Consider the following 20,734-nt stretch of genomic DNA (forward strand, 5'->3'; position numbering starts at 1 on the left):
TCCCTTACTCCCATACTCCCTACTTCCAACCTCCCATTCAAAAAAAACAAACTTTTTTTCCTCCTCCAGTGAGTAGTTCCATCTACTTGAGGGTATAGGTGCTTGTAACAGACCTATTATGGATCATAAAAAACGAATGGATGATTTTTATTCAGGAAAAATGAGTCCTCAACAAGCTCAGGAATTCCTTGAATGGCTCGAAAGTCCGGAGGCTGAGGAGTTTCTTTCGGCGGAAATCATCCAGCTATGGAGCGAAAAACTGAAATCCCAAGACTACGCTTGGGACAATAGCCCTCTTTGGCACAAAATAAATGCTGAAAAATCCGGTTTCTCAAAGCCTTATGTCAACAAATCTCAACCCCCAAAAGAAAACGTTTCGATTTGGTCATGGGCAAAATATGCCGCAGCCCTAGTCTTAATTGGCGTTTCTGCTTACGCTTACTTTTCCACTCAACAGCGGCCTACAAACAATCCGGTAACTGAGGCCCTGTCCTCCTCCCTGTGGATTACCAAAACCAACCCCTCCGGCCAAAAGACTAAAATTCTGCTTTCTGACGGATCAACGATCTTTTTGAACTCTGCCAGTTCGGTGTCCTATCCTGAAGATTTTCAAACCAACAGAAAAGTAACCTTGGAGGGGGAGGCGTTCTTTGAGGTCGCTAAAGATCCTGAACACCCCTTTTCGGTAGAGTCCAAAGGCATCACGACCACAGCCCTGGGGACTTCCTTTAATATCTCAACGTTCAATCGGCAGGATAAAGTGGCCGTGACGCTGATTACCGGAAAAGTAAAGCTCCAACAGCTGGGGAGCACCCAAGAAATAGAACTTAATCCCGGAGAGGAATCGGTGCTTGCCGTCGATGAGGCCAATCCCAAAAAATATGCGGTCAATATCAGGGACAGGATTTTATGGACCGAAGGTGTGCTGAGGTTCCAAAATAACACGTTCACTGACGTGATCGAAATCCTCCAACGCTGGTATGGAGTGACTGTCCAAGTGACGGGCAAACCAAGCAAAGACCTGGCCACGGGTACGTTTGACAACAATGAATCACTGAGAAATGTCCTGCATGTCTTAAGCGAGTCCATGAATTTCACTTATCAACTTAATGAAAAACAGGTGCTTATCCACTTTAACTAAAGACTGCCTATGAAGAATTGAAATCAAAGAAAAATACAGGAGCGTACGGCAATACACTCCTGTGAAAATCAAAACACGGCACCCATGGATTGAAGATTCGCGGTCTGGCATCCTGAGGGTATTTCTATGTTTCAACTTACCATTCCAAATTATGAAAAAAATCCTACCGTTAATAGTCATGTCTATTAAGATACTAGTTAGGGGAGTCGCTGTCCTCTGCCTGACCTTGAGTCCGCTCATGGCTAGCACATCCGAGGCCCAGGTCAAGAGCATCGATGAGGTGCACCTGAAATTGGAAAAATCCACCTATTCGCTTCTTCAACTTTTCGAGGAAATTGAGCGAAAAACCGACTTCAAATTCTTTTACACCCAGCAGGCTGTAAAAAATATTCCTGTCCTTGGCACATTTAATCCCTCCGGGAGTGTAGAGGAGCACTTGGTGCAGGTCGCCAAGCAGACCAACCTTCGGTTTAAGCAGGTCAACAATACCATTTCTGTAATTCCCGTTAGCAATCAAACCCAAGATCTGATTACCAAAGAAATCCAATTTGCTACCATCACAGGAAAAGTAACTGACGAAACAGGTGCTCCCATGCCGGGTGTGACCATCGTTTTGCAAGGAACTACAGTCGGTACAGTCACTGATCTCGAAGGAAAATACAGCATCGAGGCTTCCGAAGGTCAGGTATTGGTCTTTTCATTTATAGGCTTCCAGTCAGTAAGAAGGGTAGTCGGTGTTTCGGCTGTGCTGGATGTACGGATGGCAGTGGAGGAAAATAACCTGCAGGAATTCGTAGTGATCGGATACGGGACTATCCAGAAAAAAGACATTACCGGATCCGTCAGCGCTATCACCAGTGAGGAACTGAAAGATCAACCCGTAGTATCGGTAGACCAAGCCATGGCAGGTCGAATGGCCGGTGTGGTAGTCACCCAGACCACCGGAGCACCGGGCGGAGGAGCTTCTGTCCGAATCCGTGGTGCAGGTTCCCTGAGTGCAGGCAATGAACCACTTTATGTGATCGACGGGTTTCCCGTGACCAATGATTACGATCAACGCAACAATCCGCTCAATACCATCAATCCAAACGATATCGATAATATCCAGGTCCTAAAGGATGCCTCAGCCACCGCAATCTACGGATCGAGGGGTTCCAACGGGGTAGTTTTGATTACTACCAAATCTGGGAAATCCGGTGTCAGCAAAATTGATTTCAATATCAACACGGGCGTTCAGCAGGTCGAAAAGTACATCGATGTACTCAATGCAAGAGAATTTGCCTATTACGTAAATGAGTCCCGCAACAATGCCTGGGTCAATTCCGGTCCAAATCGCTCCGCCTCTGATCCCAATTCTGTCCGGCTCAACAACGTGATGTACCTCTTGCCTGAGGTATTGAGCAATCCCGAAGCTTTGGGCGAAGGAACCAATTGGCAAAAGGAAATTTTCCGCACTGCCAAAATGAGCAATTACCAGCTCAACTTTTCCGGAGGAAATGACAAGACCAAATATTTTGTGTCTGCTGGCTATCTGGACCAGCAAGGGGTCATCATCAACTCTGATCTGAAACGCTACTCTTTCCGTGTCAATGTAGAATCACAAATGAATGACCGGGTGAAGGTTGGAGCCAATATCACACCTTCCTTTACCTTCTCCAATCAGTCTCTAGCCGAAGGCAACTGGCAGGGGGGAGGTATCATTCAGACGGCCATTACTGCTGCGCCTCACCTGACTCCTTATGACGCCGACGGCAACTATACCAAAGTGACCGGTCAGGGGATAGGCCTTTCGGAAGTCGACAATCCGGTGAAAATTGCCCGTGAGTATTTCCACCAACAGCAAAACCTCAGACTTTTAGGCACCTCTTTCGCGGAAATCCGATTGGTGGACAACCTGAAGTTCAAAGCCTTGGTGGGTGCGGATATTCGCAATTTCCGGGAAGATATTTTCAGCTCGTCTATCATCAATCCCAACAGTGTCAATCCAACCAAACCACCGGTAGGAACCAACGGCACTTCCCAAGCGACAAACTGGCTTTCTGAGTTTACGCTTAGCTATGCCAAAACAATTGGAAAGCACACAGTGGATGCAGTGGCCGGATACACCATCCAACAGGAGATGCTGGATGTCAATCGGATCACCGGGACAAACTTTGCCAACGATAATATCAAAACCATCAATGCGGCAGGCTTGATCACCAGTGCGCTCAATACCAAAGAAGAATGGTCATTGCTTTCTTACTTGGCTAGGGTGAACTATAGCTTCGACGATCGATACTTGCTCACTGCGACTTTCCGACGGGATGGATCTTCCCGCTTCGGTGCCAACAATCGTTGGGGAACCTTCCCATCGGTATCCGTGGGATGGAGAGTATCAGAAGAAGAATTTATGAAAGGGGTTAGCTGGATTTCTGAACTGAGACTGCGAACAAGTTATGGGTTGACCGGTAACAACTTTATCGCAAACTATGGAGCAATTGGCTTGACAGGAATTGAAAATTATCCTTTCGGTGCCAGTGGAGGTACAGTCAACAACGGGATCAGATTGGTCAATATTCCCAATACCAATTTAGGATGGGAAAGAAACAGCCAAACAGACCTAGGTCTGGAAATTGGCTTATTGCAAAACAGATTCTATGCAAGCGTGGATTATTACAATAAAAGAACGTCTGACCTTTTGCTCAACGTACCCGTCCCAACCCTCACCGGATATTCCAACGCACTTCAGAATATCGGTGAGATCCAAAACAGAGGTTTTGAATTTACACTGACCAGCAGAAATACCGTGGGAGCCTTCAAATGGACCACGGATGTGAATTTTGCAACCAATAATATCGAAGTATTGGCTCTTGGTCCGGATGGTTCACCGATCATTTCACGACAGGTGACTTCCGCATCCGCTCCCACACACATCACCCAAATCGGGTCTGCACCGGGAAGCTTCTTTGGTTATCAGGTAGTTGGGGTTTATCAAAATGCTGAAGAAATCGCCAACAGTCCAGTGATCAAAAACGGAAACGGAACGATCCAATCCAAACCTGGACAACTCAAATTTGCAGATATCAATGGCGACGGTGAAATCACCGCAGCTGACCGAACGATCCTCGGTGACCCATTCCCGGATTTTACCTGGGGTATGACCAATAGCTTTTCCTTCAAAAACTTCGACTTTGCCTTTACGCTACAGGGTGTGCAGGGATTTGAAGTATTGAATCTGGCAAGAAGATATTATGGTAATTATTCCGGAACCTACAATGTACTCCGAAGCACCTCCAACGGCTGGAAATCAGAATCAGATCCGGGTGATGGGGTTTCCCCGCAATTGGATCGAAACTTCAATGCGCTGGCTGGAAGCAATGTGGTCAACAATGTGACTTCCCTGTTTGTGGAAGATGGGTCTTTCATAAGAATCCGAAACATCACATTGGGTTATAATTTGCCTGCCGCTACGCTGAAAAAGGCAAAACTGTCCAGTGCGCGGTTGAATTTTACCGTTCAAAATGCCTACACATTTACGAAGTACGAGGGATACAATCCTGAAGTAAGTGCTCAAGGCGGCAGCACTTTGGTACCAGGCGTGGATGCCGGAGGATATCCTTTGGCACGCACATTTATGTTTGGATTAAATGTTGGCTTCTAACCTGATCTTTAAGATGAAAACTATTAAAATTCTTTTCGCAGCAGGAGCACTTGCGCTCATGACAGCCACAGGATGTTCCGAAGATTTTCTGGACTTGGCTCCCATTTCACAGCAAAACGCAAACAACTTCTATAAGACTCCAGAGGATATGAAAAATGCCCTCACTGCAGTCTATGGTTCCTTACAGTATGGAGGACAGTATTATTCTTCCATGCACATCATCGGTGAGCTTCGCTCTGACAATACCGAAATCACCAACCCCGCAGCAGGTGCCGACCAGCAGGCAGTAGATGATTTTACCAATGTGCCGGTCACTTCGATCAGTTCCAATACCTGGAATGCCCACTATCAGGGAATTCAGGCGGCGAATATTTTGATCGACAAAATCCAGCCTATCCAGATGGATGCCGCTCTGAAAGCGAGATATATCGGTGAAGCGAAATTCCTTCGCGCGCTGATGTACTTCAACCTGGTGAGAATCTACGGAGATGTGCCATTGGTCACTGCGGTCATCAATAATCCTCAGGAAGGATACGCCTATGGTCGGGAGGCCGCAGACAAAGTGTATGAACAAATCATCGCTGACTTGGTAGAGGCCGAAGGGGCGCTTCCGTTTGCCTATACCGGTGCAGATATCGGAAGGGCTACCAAAGGTGCCGCCATGTCTTTGCTGGGTAAAGTGTATTTGACCAGAAAACAATGGACACTCGCTGCCGAAAAACTCAAGCAAGTAATAGATGCGGCTGCACAGACCAAATACCAATTGAGACCGACCTATGCGGGCATCTTTGGAGCTGCCAATGAAAACAATACAGAATCCATTTTCGAGGTTCAGTTCAAAGGCGGTTCCAATGGAGAAGGAAGTCCGTTTTCCAATCAGTTTGCGCCGATTGGATCAGGTACAGCGGTAGTCGCAGTAGGAAATCCTTTGGGACAAAATATCCCTACCAATGAAATGTACCAGTCCTATGAAGCTGGTGACTTGAGAAGAGATGTTTCCATGGCTACGAGCTACATATTGAGCGGCAGAGAAGTAAAGCACAATTACATCCTCAAATATAGAAGTACCCCGGCAGCCAACTTGGACAGTGATATCAACTGGATAGTGTTGCGCTATGCCGATGTGCTCTTGATGTATGCAGAGGCCTTGAATGAAGTTGGATTTACAGCAGATGGACCTGCATTCACTTTCCTCAATCAGATCCGAACCAGAGCCGGTCTTCCTGCTTTGAGCAGCACCAATGCCAATCCTTCCTTGAGAATTACAAATCAGACGGAATTCAGATTGGCTGTGGAAAAGGAGAGAAGATCCGAATTGGCTTTTGAAGGCCATCGCTGGTTTGACTTGGTGAGAACCGGAAGAGCAATCCAGGTTTTGGCCTCCAAAGGCATGCAAGCCCATCAGGCCCTGTTCCCGATACCTCAAAGCCAGATTGACATCAATCCTGCCTTGATGACACAGAATCCTGGGTATTGATAGCCTGCTGGATAAGATCCAAGGCAGGTTGAATCCTAGTGAAGTATTTGAAAATTAAGCAATCCCAACATCCCCTTCCTAAGAGGATAGGGGGGATTGGATCTCAAATTATTCCAGGATTTCCTGAATTGCTCCTAGTCTCAGAATAACTTAAATTTTCCTCAAATCCTACTTTCCAGCCTGTCCAATACCTCTTGGACGGGCAGGCTGGGAGGGGTTTGAGTTTTGGAATGGGAAAAAGAAGACGAAAGACACAAGACATTAGACACAAGACATTAGACACAAGACCCTAGACACAAGACCCTAGACACAAGATCTTAGACCGAGAAATTAGAAAACCCGGACAACTGGACAACCCGACAACCCTGACAACCCGACAACTCGACAACAAAACAACCAATATCTCAATAACCACCCTCAAACTCCCTAACTCCCATACCTCCTAACTCCCAAACATCCCAACTCCCATACCTCCTAACTCCCATACCTCCCAACCCCCAAACTCCCCTCATGCGATCCATCATCCTACTTTTTCTCCTCACACTGAGCATCCCATTACTCGGGCAAAATCCGAAGCTGCTCAATCAGCCGGATACGGGCTATCGGGGCATTTGGTACAGCAACGAGCCTTCCAATGACGAGTACGTGTACAAATACAGCGGGGGCCTGGGCACCTATCCCGCCAATCATTATCCTTTTTCGATCTATGTAAAAGAAGTAGACAAGACCTTTTTCTGCTACGGAGGAGCCGATCCAACCGGAAATACCCTCCTGCATATGGTGTCCTATTTTGACCACAAAACTGGAATGGTTCCCCGTCCCACCATCGTGCTGGACAAGGAAACCGACAATGCCCATGATAATCCCGTGATGAATATCGATGCGGAAGGATTTATCTGGATTTTCTCCACCGCACACGGTACCAACAGTCCGGCCTACATCAGCCGAAGCAAAAGGCCATACGATATTTCTGCCTTTGAATCCATTCAAGCCACCAAAAAGATCATGGGACAAACCGTACCCATGGAAAATTTTTCCTATCTCCAGTCTTGGTTCCAACCCGGAAAAGGCTTTTTAAACCTTTTTACGCATTACGAGCGTCAGGTAATTCCCGGCCAACCCTCCAAACCTCGCAGAACCATCGGCTTCATGCGAAGTACGGATGGAATTCACTATTCTGAATGGAAAGACCTGGCCGCAATTTCCGAAGGCCATTACCAAACCAGCGGAATGAAAGGCACCACACTCGGAACCGCCTTCAACTACCATCCCATCAAGGAAGGAGTCAATGGGCTGAACTTCCGCACCAACCTCTACTACCTCGAAACCCGGGATTTTGGGGATTCTTGGCAGACAGCCACCGGAGAAAAAGTCCAGCTTCCGGTGACCGAAGTCCAAGCTCCTGCCTTAGTCGGCGAATACGAATCCAAAGGTCTTTTGGTCTATATCAATGACTTGACCTATGATGAAAAGGGCCGTCCTGTGATCGTTTTTGTCACAAGTAAAGGCTATGAAGCAGGGCCTGAAAAAGGCCCACGCACTTGGAATACCGCCCGATTTACGGGTTCGGAATGGGAAATCCTCCCGGTCACCAACTCAGACAATAACTACGATATGGGTTCGCTCTACATCGATGCAAAAGGCGAATGGTGCATCATCGGACCCACTGCCACCGGGCCTCAGCCTTACAATACCGGAGGGGAAATGGTTCTCTGGATCAGCAAAAACCAAGGGAAAACCTGGAAAAGCCACATCATGACTTCCGGTTCGGAGAGAAATCATTCCTATGCCCGCAGACCGGTCCATGTACATCCTGACTTCTTCGCCTTTTGGGCGGATGGTCACGGAAGGGAAAAGTCCTTTTCCCAGCTTTATTTTTCTGATAAGAAAGGGAACGTATTTCTCCTACCTACTGAGATGAATTCAGACTTTGCCAAGCCAATCCAGATCAAACCCAAGTCCAGAAAATGAGTAAGAATTGGTTTTTTGCCCTGGCCTTTTTGGCTTCCTGCCAATCCAAGCTGCCTGAGCTGGTTTTGGAACAATTGGATACCATCCAACTTGCAACCTCTACGCTAAAAGTGGAGGTGTTGGCCGATTCCTTGAATGTCCCTTGGGATCTCGAGGTGGATTCGGAAGGATTTCTCTGGATTGCAGAGCAGGAGGGAAAAGTGTCACGAATCAATCTGCAAACCGGAGAGCAGCGCTATCTACTTCAGATTCCTGAGGTTTGGAAAGTTCGAACTTCCGGGCTTTTGGGCATGGTATCTCATCCTGACTTTTCCAAAAACCCATTCCTTTATCTCAACTACACGGTCAAGAATGATTCGCTTATCCGAAGCAAACTGGTCCGATATACTTATAAGGGAGATACGCTCATGGAGCCCAAAGTTTTGCTGGAGATCGAAGGGGGCACCTCTCATAATGGATCTCGCTTGGCTTTTGGTCCGGATGGAAAGCTCTATTGGGCGACCGGAGACAAGCACGATTATACCTATGCCCAAAACCGGGAAAAGCTGAATGGGAAAATCCTCCGTCTCAATCCCGATGGCAGCATCCCGGCAGACAATCCTGATCCAAACAGTGCGGTTTGGGCTTGGGGTTTTCGCAATATGCAGGGCTTGGCCTTCTCTTCTTCGGGTTTGCTTTACACTTCCGAACACGGAGATGCTATCGAGGACGAGGTAAACCTGATCCAAAAATCCGGCAATTACGGTTGGCCGGCCATCGAAGGAAAGCAGGATTTATCCGCTGAGTTGGAGTTTGCAGCCGCCAATCAAACCATCGAGCCCATCCGTTCTTGGACTCCGGTGATCGCTCCTGCGGGAATGACTTACTATGGTTCGGAGGCGATTCCTGAATGGAAAAACACCTTGCTGTTAACCACCTTAAAGGGCAAAAGCCTCCGGATTCTCTTTCTGAGTGCAGATGGTCAATCCATCCCTTCCGAGGAGATTTTATTTGAAAACCGGTATGGGCGACTGCGGGATGTGGCCGAGGGCCAGGATGGAGCCATTTACCTCAGTACAAGCAATCAGGATTGGAATCCACAGCCGGGTTTTCCCCTTCCCGGAGATGATAAAATTCTCAAAATCAGTCCAACCCAAAGGCAGAGCACCAATTCCATTTCCCCGGTCAAAGCCACCGAAGTAGTGGCCTTGGACGGCAAGCAACTCTACCAAAGCTACTGCGCTTCCTGCCACAAAGCGGATGGGGCAGGAGTGGAGGGTGTTTTTCCTGCTTTGGCAAAAAATCCATTGGTGAGTGGTGATCCCAAACCCCTGATCGAGCTTTTGCTCCAAGGAAAGACTTCGGCCAATGGAGCTCAAGCTATGCCCGCCTTTTCCTTCCTCGACAATCGGGAGGCTGCTGAAATCCTGAACTATATCCGCTCGGCTTGGGGCAATCCGTCCAGTCCTATTTCTTCCACCCAAATCGAATCCCTACGCTGATGACTGCCAAATCCAAACTCATTCCCTTCTTTCAAACGCTCGGTCCGGGGATCATTACCGCAGCGTTGGTTTTCGGTCCCAGCAAGATGACCCTCACCTCTAAGCTTGGGGCTAGCTATGGCTATGAGACACTTTGGCTGGTGGTGGTCGCGATTTTCTTCATGCTCATTTTCACTCAAATGGGCGCAAGAATCGGTCTGAGTTCGGATCAAAGCCTCCTTTCGCTGATCCGTCAGAAATGGGGAAAAGCGGCAGGTATTGTCATCGGCTTCGGTGTATTTCTGGTGACCACCTCCTTTCAGGCAGGCAATTCCATCGGTGTAGGCATCGCAGTGGCTGAGGCTACGGATACCCCAACTTGGTTGTGGGTTTTGGTATTCAATCTTTTGGGGATGGGCCTACTCTTCTTCAGAAGCTTTTACAAGACATTGGAAAAGCTGATGATTGCCTTGGTAGGCTTGATGCTCTTTTCCTTTTTGACCACACTCTTTCTTAGCAAGCCTTCTCTTTCGGGTATTGTGAACGGCTTTGTGCCTTCGATTCCCTTGGGATCTGCCGGTTTGTTGATCGCTTTTGTGGCTTCCTGTTTCTCCATTGTTGGGGCATTCTATCAGGCCTATTTGGTGCAGGAAAGCCGAAAATCCGGTTCAGGACAAACGAGTGCAAAACGCAGCGCAACCGGGATCTACATCCTCGGAATCATGAGTGCGGTCGTCATTATCTGTGCCGCTGCCGTTCTTCAGCCTCAAGGAATTTTGGTGAATTCCGCTTCGGAAATGTCCAAAGCACTCGAACCTCTTTTCGGTAGTTATGCGGCTCATTTATTCCTGGCGGGGCTATTTGGGGCTTCCTTTTCCTCCTTGGTAGGCAATGCCACGGTAGGAGGTAGCTTGCTCGGAGATGCCTTGGGATTTGGAAATCAGTTGAGTGGAAAGGCAGTTCGAGGACTAATCGCCTTGGTGATGATCTGTGGGGCAAGCATCTCGCTGATCTTCGGAAAGCTCCCGCTCGAACTCATCATTTTTGCCCAAAGTGTCACCATTTTCTTAGTGCCTTTTATCGGATTGGCCATGTATGCTGTGGCTAATGACGCAGAAATCATGGGTAATAAAATCAATTCCCCTTTTGCCAAAATCGGCGGGGCGATCGGACTCCTACTGCTCTCTGGTCTGGCCGTTTGGAATTTCAATGAATTGTTTTTGAAGTGAGACGCAAGACGCAAGACACAAGACATTAGACACAAGAAGCTGGACAAAAGATACAAGACTGAAGATCTTATACCAAGAAATTAGAAAACCCGGACAACTGGACAACTGGACAACTCGACAACCAATATCTCAATAACCACCCCCAAACTCCCTAACCCCCAAACCTCCCAACTCCCTAACAATGAAATCCCTAACCCAACTCGAAAACGATCTTCTCGCACCCTCCAATGCCCTAATTGAGGATATGGCCAACATCCAAGGTGACATCATTCTGCTTGGCATCGGCGGAAAAATGGGCCCCAGCATGGGCAAACTCGCCGTTCAGGCTGCCCAAGCTGCCGGTATCAACAAGCGCATCATCGGCATTTCCCGGTTTTCCGACCCAAAGGCCAAGGCCCAACTAGAAGCCAATGGCGTAGAAACCATCTCCTGTGACTTGCTCAATGATGCCGAACTCCAAGCCCTGCCTGATGCCCCAAATGTGATCTATTTGGCAGGGAATAAATTTGGCACTACCGGAAACGAATCCTTCACCTGGGCCATGAACGCCTACCTTCCAGGGCGGGTGGCAGAGAAGTACAAAAACTCCAACATCGTCGCTTTTTCATCCGGAAATGTGCTGCCTTTTGTGCCCGTGACCTCGGGAGGAGCGTCGGAAGAAACGGCTCCCGATCCACTGGGTGAATACGCCCAATCCTGCTTGGGCCGGGAGCGGATTTTTGAATATTTCTCCAAAAAGAACCAAACCCCAACCTTAATCTACCGACTCAACTATGCGGTGGATTTCAGGTACGGTGTAGTCATGGAAATCGCCAAATCGGTCAGAGACGGCAAAGCCATCGACTTGCGAACCGAAAATGTCAACGTCATCTGGCAGGGTGATGCGAATGAAATAGCCATACGATCGCTTTTGCACTGCGAGACTCCCGCCAAAATCCTCAATGTCACCGGACCGGAGATCCTTTCCACCCGATGGCTAGCCAATCAGTTTGGGCTGAAATTTGGCAAGGAGCCTGTTTTTGTCAACGAACCTACGGGAACAGCCTTACTCAATAACGCCTCAGAATGCCATCGGATTTTTGGCTATCCACGCGTCACCATCCGCGAGATCATCGACATCACCGCCACCTGGATGCTACAGGGGGGTGAGGAGTTTGGCAAAGCCACCCATTTTCAAGAGAGAGGAGGAAAATTCTAATCACTATGCTAGATCATACCTTAAAACAACACCTTCATCAGGGCACGGTCATCCCGGCCCATCCCTTGGCCCTCGATGCCAACCGTCAGTTGGACGAGGACATTCAGCGCCAACTCACCCGCTACTACATTGCCTCCGGTGCAGGAGGAGTAGCGGTGGGGGTGCATTCCACCCAGTTTGAGATCAGGGAACCCCAGCACAATCTCTTCGAAAAAGTATTGGCCCTAGCTTCCGAGGAAGTGGAGAAAGCCGAATTGAAAAGGCCTTTTGTCAAAGTGGCCGGGATCTGCGGTCCTACGCAGCAAGCCATCGCAGAAGCAAAGACAGCGCTCCGACTAGGCTACGACATGGGACTGCTCAGCATGGGAGGACTGCAAGGCTGGACCGAAGCCCAGATTTTGGATCGGGTTAGAGTGGTGGCAGCTGTCATTCCGGTATTCGGGTTTTACCTACAGCCCTCTGTGGGAGGACGCATTTTTAGCTATGGTTTTTGGGAGCAGTTTGCCGAAATCGAAAATGTGGAGGCCATCAAATGCGCCTCTTTCAACCGCTACCAAACCCTCGATGTAATGCGCGCGGTGGCCCAAAGCAGCCGCCGAGATCAGATTGCCATGTACACCGGAAATGATGACAACATTGTGGCGGACTTGCTGACCACCTATCGATTTGAAGTGGGAGGCAAAGTGTATGAAAAAGAATTTGTCGGAGGATTGTTAGGTCATTGGGCGGTGTGGACTCAAAAAGCGGTCGCACTTTTGGAAGAAATCAAAGCCTGTAAATCCAAAGGAACCGGGGAAGACTGGGCCAGACTCTTGACTAAGGGGATTGCCGTGACGGATGTCAATGCGGTCATGTTTGATCCTGCGAATCACTTTCATGGCTGCATTCCGGGAATGCATGAATTCCTTCGCCGACAAGGATTGCTGAAAGGGACTTGGTGTCTCAATCCACAGGAAGTCATGTCTCCGGGACAGTCCGAGGAAATCGATCGAGTTTATCGCGATTATCCAGAGCTGCACGATGATGCTTTTGTAAAGCAATTTTTAACCCAATCCTCCCAAGACGCATGAAGAAATTAATCCAAGGTACAGTGATGGCTTTGCTGCTTTTCACTTTTTCCCTACCTACCAAAGCGCAAGTCGATACCACTCGCTTTACCAACCATGGTTCCCAGCTTTTTGCCTCCATGATTCAGGGAAGTGTCTTTGCCAAGGGACCAAATGGCCGGGCTTTGGTATATACCGTAGTTCGAGGGGAACCGGCGCATTTGCTCGGATACGATGTGGAAACGCGGGAATTACTTATCGATCAGGCATTGCCAAAAGCTGATGGGGCATGGGATTTGGCACAATCCAGCGATGGCACCATTTACGCTCCCGGGGCCAATGGAAGCTTGTTTGCCCATACGCCCGGAACTCAGGAAGTCAAGGATTTGGGAGTGGTGTTGGAAGGTGAAAATTACCTTTGGAACCTCACTGCCGGAGTAGATGGGGAGGTTTTTGGAGCTACCTATCCGGGTTGCCGGGTGTTTCTCTATCATCCCAAAGACGGTTTTTCGGATGTGGGAAAGGGGCCTTTGGTAGAAAAAGAAAATTACGTGCGGAGCTTGGCTTTTTATCCCAAAACAGGCATGCTCTACGCAGGTGTGGGATCCAAGGCTCACCTGATCGAGCTCAATCCCAAGACGGGTGAAAAGAAGGAATTATTGCCTGAAAAATTCAAAAACTATGAGTTTGTCTATGGATTAGAAATCGTTCCTGGAGTGGATGGGAATGACCGGCTTTTTGCGCTGATTACCAATGGAAGTATCACCTTGGTGTACAATCTGAAAACCCGTGAATTTGAACAGGAAATAGAGGGGATGGACATGCGGGCCATCACCGGAGACCCCAATGGAAAGGCAGTTTACCTGACTTCCAAATCCCAATTGAAGCGATTTGATCCTGCCAAAAACTACCAAACGGCAGAAGTGCTGGGCGAAGAAATCGGCACTGCTCTGGCATTCCACTATGCGGAGGACGGGAAAGTCTACTTCCTCACCTCAGGAGCTAATCTCTTTTCCTTCAATCCCAAGGACAACTCACTGTCCAAAAACAAGCTTCAAATTCCCGGACAACCGATTCCCATCCATTCTTTGGTCACCGGTCCAGATGGGAAAATCTGGTCAGGCGGCTACCTGGCCGGTGGAAATGCAGCTTACGATCCGAAAACAGGGAAGTCCACCTTCCTCCCGGGTTTGGATCAGACGGAGGGAATGTCGGTCTTGGGTGACAAGATTTATTTTGGGATTTATCCCAAAGGGAAATTCTATGTCCACGACACCAAATCCGATTGGGCACCCAAGGAAGGCAATCCCAAGTTTCTCGGACAGTTTGAAAATCAAAGTAGGGCATTTGCCCATGCGGTGCTGAAGGACAAAAATCAGGTGGTTTTTGGGATGATTCCTGAATATGGAAAATTGGGTGGCGCTTTGGTTAAGTTTGATGCGCAAACCGAAAAGCTGGATTATTTCCCAAGTCCGGTAGAGAAGCAGGCGATTGCAGGTTTGGTATATACCGGGAACTATGTCTTGGTCGGAACAACTATTTCAGGAGGATTGGGCGTCGCGCCTGAAACTAAAGAAGCGCACTTAGTGGGCTGGAATCCGGATACCGGGGAGAAGCTGTTTGATTTGATTCCCGTGCCTGGTGCTACTGCCTTGACAGGTTTCCTCAACATGCCGGATGGTAGCATTTGGGGGATGGGTGACGGTCAGCTGTTCATCTTTGATCCAAAAAGCAGGCAAGTGAAGTCTGTGACCAAGCTTTTTGACTATCCTCCATTCAAAAGCCATATCTGGAGAAGTGCCTTTATGGTGCAGCATCCTGACGGGAATATCTATGGCACGGATTGGGAAAAGCTGTTCAAACTCGACCCTAAAACGCTCGAATTCACCGAACTAGCCAAAGAAGCGGCTTTGTTGGTTATGGGGGAGGATGGAACACTGTATTTCAAGCGAAAAACAGAATTGTGGTCATTTAGGCCTTGAGCTAATTTGATTGGGTAATAAGAAATCAATCACTGGTTTCTAAAAGGTGAAAACCAATGGGCTTGTGGCTCATTGGTTTTTTTCATTGACTTTGAATCCTGTTTTTCCCGCTGGGCCGAATTACGAATTCGGCCCTTTTATTTTCATGGATTTGCGATCCCCATCCATGGTCTGTGTCCTCACAGACCACTTTTTGCGTCTTCCTTTCTTTGCGTGACAGATTACCTGTTGTCCTGCTTCTCCAGAAGCTGGACCCTTTCTGTAAGGAACCTGACAAGTGGGCAACCCAAATACCTCTGTTGACAACCTATTCCCGGTAGCCAGGCCAGACAACCTCCATACTTCCCAACTCCCATACTTCCAACCCCCCATACCCCTTTTCCATTGCGCTGGTACCGAGTATCGTATTCCAAATCATGACCCTACACCAGCGCTGAAATCAATCGCATTCTAAAATCCGGGGGTTGAAACCCCCGGCTATTGAAATGTTGGACCCTTACAGGGTCATCACAATTTTCCGTTCCTCTACATTTGCAAAATCGAAGTCCTGTCATAGGATTTGCAATCCGACAACTCCGCTGCCTCTCTTTTTCTCCACCTGTTGTCCTGCTTCTCCAGAAGCTGGACCCTTTCTATCTACAACCCGCCAACCCGAAAACTGGACAACCACTTACTTCTTACATTTTACGACTAACCAACGCCGCTCCCTGTAACTCAAAAAAAGCATCAGCTAGAGTTGTCGAGCTAGTCGAGACATTGCGACCTTTGAAAGGATTGGACCCAAAAAGGCCTAAAATGATTCAATCAAGTTTGAGATCTAGAAACTTCTATTTCTTTGATAAACTTTGCGGTAAAAAAACTAGCCTGTAGCAGTTTTCTCCTACAATCTGACAAACAGACAACTGGATAACCTGACAACCCCGACAATCCGATAATCTCAAAACACCAAAGCTGCGATAAATAGGTAACCCCTTATATCACTCTCTAAATATTTATTACCCCTAAAACACCTCCAAATCTCCCAAACTCCAAGACCAGGGCAAATTGAGGGGATTCGTTTTAGAGTTAAGTGATTTCACCGTCACCAAGGGCCCAAGTTTTGGAACGGAAAAAAAACCGGGAAGATTTTTTAGGATATCATTTGGTGTTAAGCCTGAAACGGTGGTGAAATGGGTGTCAAAAAATACTTCAACCTGTTTTAGATGAGTTTTCAAATCTTTTGGGTTTGGGTTTCCCCAGAGGAAAAGGTCACAGATTCTTAGCTCCTTTCCCCATCGGCCTTCCTTCACCCTAAAAACAAAAAGGTAGCTTGACGAGTCTGTCGCACAGTGGTATTTGGCAATGGGGCAATTTTGATACCTCCATGCTATATATCCAGGGGCCATCCAGGTGGATACCTCGGAGGATTCCATGGTGTGTTTTTCAAGTTGAGGAAGAAAGGAAGATATGGAATCCCAAGGTGTGATGACTTCTTCTTTATGTTTTTTGGATGGGAAAAAAGTGGGCTTAATTTTCAATGGAAGCCTATCCCATTTCTCCCAGCCCAGCTTAAGATAGCCGGGCGTACTTGTTGAATTTGGAGTGTTATAGATGAGATCGATTCCTTCAGCTTTGACTTGGTTCAATAATTTTTGAGTGAGTTTGCTAAAGATACCTTTTCCTTGAAAATCAGGATGAACTGCGGTGTCAACTGCCCGGCAGGCTTGAAGAATGTTCCCGTCATGCTTGTATTTCCAATTCATAAAGGCACGGACACCGACCAATTCTTCATTTTCTTCGGCGATCAATACGGGGGATTTTCCAAAAGGATTGAATACATGTTTCCAATTCCAAAGCTCTTCCGATTTGGGAATGAGGCTTTCACCCAATGAAGCTTTTAATAATTGAATAATTCGGGGAATGTCAGATTCTGTACTTTTTCTGATGATCATATATCGAAGATAAGAGGCAACTGCTCAATTAGTATGGAAAATAGGAACTTTGCTTGTAGCCTGTTGAAAAGCTCAAATTTTAAACAAAACCAGACTTCTGGATTTTTCGGCTTCCTGAGCTTCAATACCTGAGCGATGGTTTGGGTTCCGAATTGTTGCACTTGTCGAACTTAGTCAAAACAACTAACCCAAAATCAAAATGATATCCATCTCCTGGGAGAAATGCCAATCATCAGGAAGAATGAGAGGGAAATCTGTTTAGCATAAGAATTGTACTTTTCATTTTTGAAAATCCAATATTTCACAGCAGGATGGGAAATTTCAATATATTTGATTCGGTATGCAGTTAAGCCATGTTTAATGAGAAAAATTCTTTTTCACCTCTCCCTTATCCTTTTGTTTTCTTCTTGTATCAGTAATAAGAGGATCACGTATTTACAGAACCTTTCAGACAGTACAGCCATCGGTTTGGAGGAGTTTATTCCTTTTGCCAAAGTGGATTATAAATACATCCTTCAGCCTTTTGATATTGTGCAAATCGATTTTGCGAGTTCAGATCCCACTTTGGTTGAGGGATTTTCATTTCAACGACCCATGCAGCAAGGGATGGTAGGCGGAGGCGGTGGCCAAGGGAGTGATCCGCTATATATGAATGGGTATTCTATTGACGAATCCGGAATGGTGGAAATCCCAAGGATTGGCAAAGTGGAAATCGGGGGCTTAACGGAAGAAGCAGCCAAAAACCTTGTTCAGGAAAAAATCAATGCCTATTTCAAGGATGATGTATATGTAAGATTGAGGATTGCGGGGATTAGGTACACCACGTTGGGAGAATTTAATAGAGTTGGAGTCCAAGTCATCTATAAAAACAGAGCTACAATTTTTGATGCTCTCGCCAATTCGGGAGAAACTTCCCTGCTTGGGAAAAAGAACAAAATGTTTCTGATCAGACAATATGGCGAAGGGACAAAAATTCATCAGATTAATTTAAATGATCGTGCACTTTTAGGCAGCCCTTTTTATTTTATTCAGCCAAACGATATCTTGTACATTGAGCCAATGAAAATCAGGCAATTTGGATCAGCGGATAATCTGACTGCATCTTTGGCACTTTTCGGAGGTGTTTTTGCATCTGTGTTATTAATAGTAAATTTGGTGACGGGGGGAATTTAATCCATGGAAAAGCTCGATCTCAGCCAGTTAGACAATGAGGAAAAAGCACTGGAGATAAGGTATGTGGTTGCCAAATACATTCGGTATTGGCCATGGTATGTCTTATTCATTTTTATTTTCGTTTTTGCTACTTACACTTTTCATAGATATACTGTCGACGAATTTGAAGTCGCAGGTTCTTTGGTGATTAAAAACAGCTCCACGCCTGAATCCAGAATCCTAGACCGATCCAATATTTTCAATAACGGGATCAATCTTGAAAATGACATCCTTCGCCTTAGGTCAAAAAATCTAGCCAGGGAGGCTTTGAAAAAGCTTCATTTTGACGTGGAGTATTTTGCCAAAACCAATATCAAGGATATCGAACTCTATGACCGGTCTCCCATCAGAATCGAGGTAGATTGGAGTCATCTGCAGGTGACCGAAATTCCCGTCGAGCTTGAAATTCTGTCAGAAACCAATTTTAGATTGGCACCGGTACAAGGAGGATTGATGGATTTCAATTCTGTACAGGCCGCAGGTGATGAGTCCATCTTGAACAAAACGTATTCCTTTGGTCAAAGTGTCGAGACTGCGAGATCTAAATTCACTGTCTTTTTGACCAATCCTGGAAGGGTGGGAGATGTGGTGATTTTCAGATTGGTCAATCCCACAGTTTTGGAAGATCGTTTGGCAGGTTCGGTTCAGGTGGTTCTGGCCAACGATTATTCTTCTGTGTTGCGAATTAGTACCACCACCAAAGTGCCTGAAAAAGGAAGGGACTACATCAATGCGTTGATGCAATCTTACATTGATTATGATCTGAACGAGAAAAATAAGATTCAGGAAAATTCCATCGCTTTTATCGAAGAGCAATTGGGTTTTTTGGAAGATTCCATGAAATCCAAACAGCGCGAATTGTTGAGCTTTAAAGTGGACAACAAGTTGCTGGATGTATCTGCCGAGTTTTCGAATATTCTTGCCAAAATGAATTCCCTTGACGAGCGTAACGCCGAGCTTGATTATCAACTGAAGTATTTTGAGGAGATCAAAGATTACATGGTGAGAAAAAGCAAGGACTTTTCTGATGTCATCGCTCCTTCGGTCATTGGGGTGCCGGACCCGCTTTTGAATGGCCTGATTCAGAATTTGGTCACGCTATCTCAGGATAGAAGGAAACTTCTGGCTACCGTCAATGAAAACCATCCGGAGGTGATCAAAATTGATGTTCAGATGGAAAAGGTACAAGACGCTCTCTTTGAGAACGTCGTCAATTTGATCGAGAATACCAAAAAGCAAAAAGACGGGATACAGCGGGAAATCAAAAGCTATGACTCGGAGTTTTCAAGACTTCCTGAATCTGAATCGAGGTACTCAGACATCTTTAGAGAATTCCAACTTCGGGAAAATATTTTCACCTACCTGTTGGAGAAAAGAGTGGAAGCAGGCATTGCCCGTGCTGCGAATGTATCTGATAACGCAATTTTGGATCTGGCCAAAAGAGGAACTCTTGTATTTCCCAAGAAAACGCAAAACTACGGTTTAGCGATTGCTTTGGGCTTTTTGTTGCCTTTTGGATTCATTGTGTTGAAAGATATTTTCGATGACACCATCAAAGATCAGCGAGACCTGAAAAAGCACTTTATGATACCTCAATTGGGGGTCATCGGATACAGTACCAAAGATACCAATATGGTGGTGCTTGAGCATCCCAAAACTGCCGTTGCAGAGTCTTTCCGATCCCTGAGGTCAGCGATTACCTATTTGGCCTCTGGCAAAAACACCAAAAAAATTCTGGTTACATCTTCTGTTTCGGGCGAGGGTAAAACATTCACCTCCTTAAACTTGGCCTCGGCTATGGCTTTGGGTTCTAAAAGGACAGTAGTGGTCGGGGCTGATTTGAGAAGACCTAAACTCGCGACGTATTTCAACCATTCTGATAAAGTGGGTCTTTCGACGTATTTGATTGGAAAAGTGAGCGCAGAGGAAATAATCAAGCCTTCTCAACACGAAAACCTCTTTTTTGTGCCTTCCGGTGTGATTCCTCCCAATCCGGCAGAATTATTACAAACTCCGAGATTATTGGAGTTCCTGAAGTATCTGGAGGAGAGGTTTGATATTATAGTTTTTGATACCCCACCCATGGGTTTGGTGTCTGAGACCATCGATTTAATGCGTCTTTTTGATATCAATCTATACGTAGTACGTCAAAACTATACCGTGAAGGATCACTTGGTCATGATCAATGACTTGTTTAATAACAAGCAGGTGAAAAGTGTTTATGGGGTATTTAACGGAATTATCAACTCAGGTTACCATTATGAGGGATACAATTATGGATATGGAAATACCTACCTGTACTCTCAGAATAACAAATACATGTACAACTATTATGGGGAGGATTTGGAGACCAAAAAGAAGAAAATTAAGAAGTCTGAAAAGTTTGATCCTGTGAAATTGATTAAGAAAGCATTCAGGTTAAAGTGATTTGGCATATAATGAACTTT

At 46.5% G+C, this 20,734-nt stretch carries 12 protein-coding genes; 11 read left to right on the plus strand and 1 reads right to left on the minus strand.

Going from position 1 to position 20,734, the window contains the following annotated elements:
* Window positions 1-118: 118 nt before the first annotated feature.
* The 9 genes from CLV31_RS00140 (at window position 119) to CLV31_RS00180 (ending at window position 15,144) form a co-directional block, all read left to right on the plus strand.
* Entirely contained in the window at window positions 119-1,141 is a 1,023-nt protein-coding gene (locus tag CLV31_RS00140) for a FecR family protein (protein ID WP_111390851.1), read from the plus strand.
* Between the two features lie 151 nt (window positions 1,142-1,292).
* Window positions 1,293-4,781, plus strand: a complete 3,489-nt coding sequence (locus CLV31_RS00145) for a SusC/RagA family TonB-linked outer membrane protein (protein WP_245943287.1) — start codon at window positions 1,293-1,295, stop codon at window positions 4,779-4,781.
* Window positions 4,782-4,794: 13 nt separating this feature from the next.
* Entirely contained in the window at window positions 4,795-6,258 is a 1,464-nt protein-coding gene (locus tag CLV31_RS00150; protein WP_111391249.1) for a RagB/SusD family nutrient uptake outer membrane protein, read from the plus strand.
* A gap of 510 nt (window positions 6,259-6,768) precedes the next feature.
* Entirely contained in the window at window positions 6,769-8,229 is a 1,461-nt protein-coding gene (locus CLV31_RS00155) for a BNR-4 repeat-containing protein (protein ID WP_111390853.1), read from the plus strand.
* On the plus strand, window positions 8,226-9,710 hold the full coding sequence (locus CLV31_RS00160) for a PQQ-dependent sugar dehydrogenase (protein ID WP_111390854.1): 1,485 nt from the start codon (window positions 8,226-8,228) through the stop codon (window positions 9,708-9,710). The genes CLV31_RS00155 and CLV31_RS00160 overlap by 4 nt, the downstream gene beginning before the upstream one ends.
* Window positions 9,710-10,918 (plus strand): Nramp family divalent metal transporter, encoded by a 1,209-nt coding sequence (locus tag CLV31_RS00165; protein WP_111390855.1) that lies wholly within the window; start codon window positions 9,710-9,712, stop codon window positions 10,916-10,918. Before CLV31_RS00160 ends, CLV31_RS00165 begins: the two co-directional genes overlap by 1 nt.
* 181 nt (window positions 10,919-11,099) lie before the next feature.
* Entirely contained in the window at window positions 11,100-12,116 is a 1,017-nt protein-coding gene (locus tag CLV31_RS00170) for an NAD-dependent epimerase/dehydratase family protein (protein WP_111390856.1), read from the plus strand.
* A gap of 5 nt (window positions 12,117-12,121) precedes the next feature.
* A complete protein-coding gene (locus tag CLV31_RS00175) occupies window positions 12,122-13,186 on the plus strand; it encodes a dihydrodipicolinate synthase family protein (RefSeq protein WP_181452534.1) in 1,065 nt (354 codons plus the stop codon).
* Entirely contained in the window at window positions 13,183-15,144 is a 1,962-nt protein-coding gene (locus CLV31_RS00180) for a ligand-binding sensor domain-containing protein (RefSeq protein WP_245943288.1), read from the plus strand. Before CLV31_RS00175 ends, CLV31_RS00180 begins: the two co-directional genes overlap by 4 nt.
* Window positions 15,145-16,145: 1,001 nt before the next feature.
* On the opposite strand, the gene CLV31_RS00185 is transcribed toward CLV31_RS00180, so the two are convergent.
* A complete protein-coding gene (locus tag CLV31_RS00185; RefSeq protein WP_111390858.1) occupies window positions 16,146-17,075 on the minus strand; it encodes a GNAT family N-acetyltransferase in 930 nt (309 codons plus the stop codon).
* Window positions 17,076-17,435: 360 nt separating this feature from the next.
* Between CLV31_RS00185 and CLV31_RS00190 the strand changes: the two genes are divergently transcribed.
* Both CLV31_RS00190 and CLV31_RS00195 read left to right on the plus strand, forming a co-directional pair.
* Window positions 17,436-18,248: a polysaccharide biosynthesis/export family protein gene (locus CLV31_RS00190; protein WP_111390859.1), complete on the plus strand. Its 813-nt coding sequence runs from the start codon at window positions 17,436-17,438 to the stop codon at window positions 18,246-18,248.
* 3 nt (window positions 18,249-18,251) lie between these two features.
* On the plus strand, window positions 18,252-20,714 hold the full coding sequence (locus tag CLV31_RS00195; protein WP_111390860.1) for a GumC family protein: 2,463 nt from the start codon (window positions 18,252-18,254) through the stop codon (window positions 20,712-20,714).
* Window positions 20,715-20,734 lie beyond the last annotated feature (20 nt).

The organism is Algoriphagus aquaeductus (genome assembly GCF_003253485.1).
GTDB lineage: Bacteria > Bacteroidota > Bacteroidia > Cytophagales > Cyclobacteriaceae > Algoriphagus > Algoriphagus aquaeductus.

Coding starts and splice junctions, on each gene's coding strand:
- CLV31_RS00140 (WP_111390851.1), top strand. CDS start 119: ATGGATCATAAAAAACGAATGGATGATTTTTATTCAGGAAAAATGAGT.
- CLV31_RS00145 (WP_245943287.1), top strand. CDS start 1,293: ATGAAAAAAATCCTACCGTTAATAGTCATGTCTATTAAGATACTAGTT.
- CLV31_RS00150 (WP_111391249.1), top strand. CDS start 4,795: ATGAAAACTATTAAAATTCTTTTCGCAGCAGGAGCACTTGCGCTCATG.
- CLV31_RS00155 (WP_111390853.1), top strand. CDS start 6,769: ATGCGATCCATCATCCTACTTTTTCTCCTCACACTGAGCATCCCATTA.
- CLV31_RS00160 (WP_111390854.1), top strand. CDS start 8,226: ATGAGTAAGAATTGGTTTTTTGCCCTGGCCTTTTTGGCTTCCTGCCAA.
- CLV31_RS00165 (WP_111390855.1), top strand. CDS start 9,710: ATGACTGCCAAATCCAAACTCATTCCCTTCTTTCAAACGCTCGGTCCG.
- CLV31_RS00170 (WP_111390856.1), top strand. CDS start 11,100: ATGAAATCCCTAACCCAACTCGAAAACGATCTTCTCGCACCCTCCAAT.
- CLV31_RS00175 (WP_181452534.1), top strand. CDS start 12,122: ATGCTAGATCATACCTTAAAACAACACCTTCATCAGGGCACGGTCATC.
- CLV31_RS00180 (WP_245943288.1), top strand. CDS start 13,183: ATGAAGAAATTAATCCAAGGTACAGTGATGGCTTTGCTGCTTTTCACT.
- CLV31_RS00185 (WP_111390858.1), bottom strand. CDS start 17,075: ATGATCATCAGAAAAAGTACAGAATCTGACATTCCCCGAATTATTCAA.
- CLV31_RS00190 (WP_111390859.1), top strand. CDS start 17,436: ATGAGAAAAATTCTTTTTCACCTCTCCCTTATCCTTTTGTTTTCTTCT.
- CLV31_RS00195 (WP_111390860.1), top strand. CDS start 18,252: ATGGAAAAGCTCGATCTCAGCCAGTTAGACAATGAGGAAAAAGCACTG.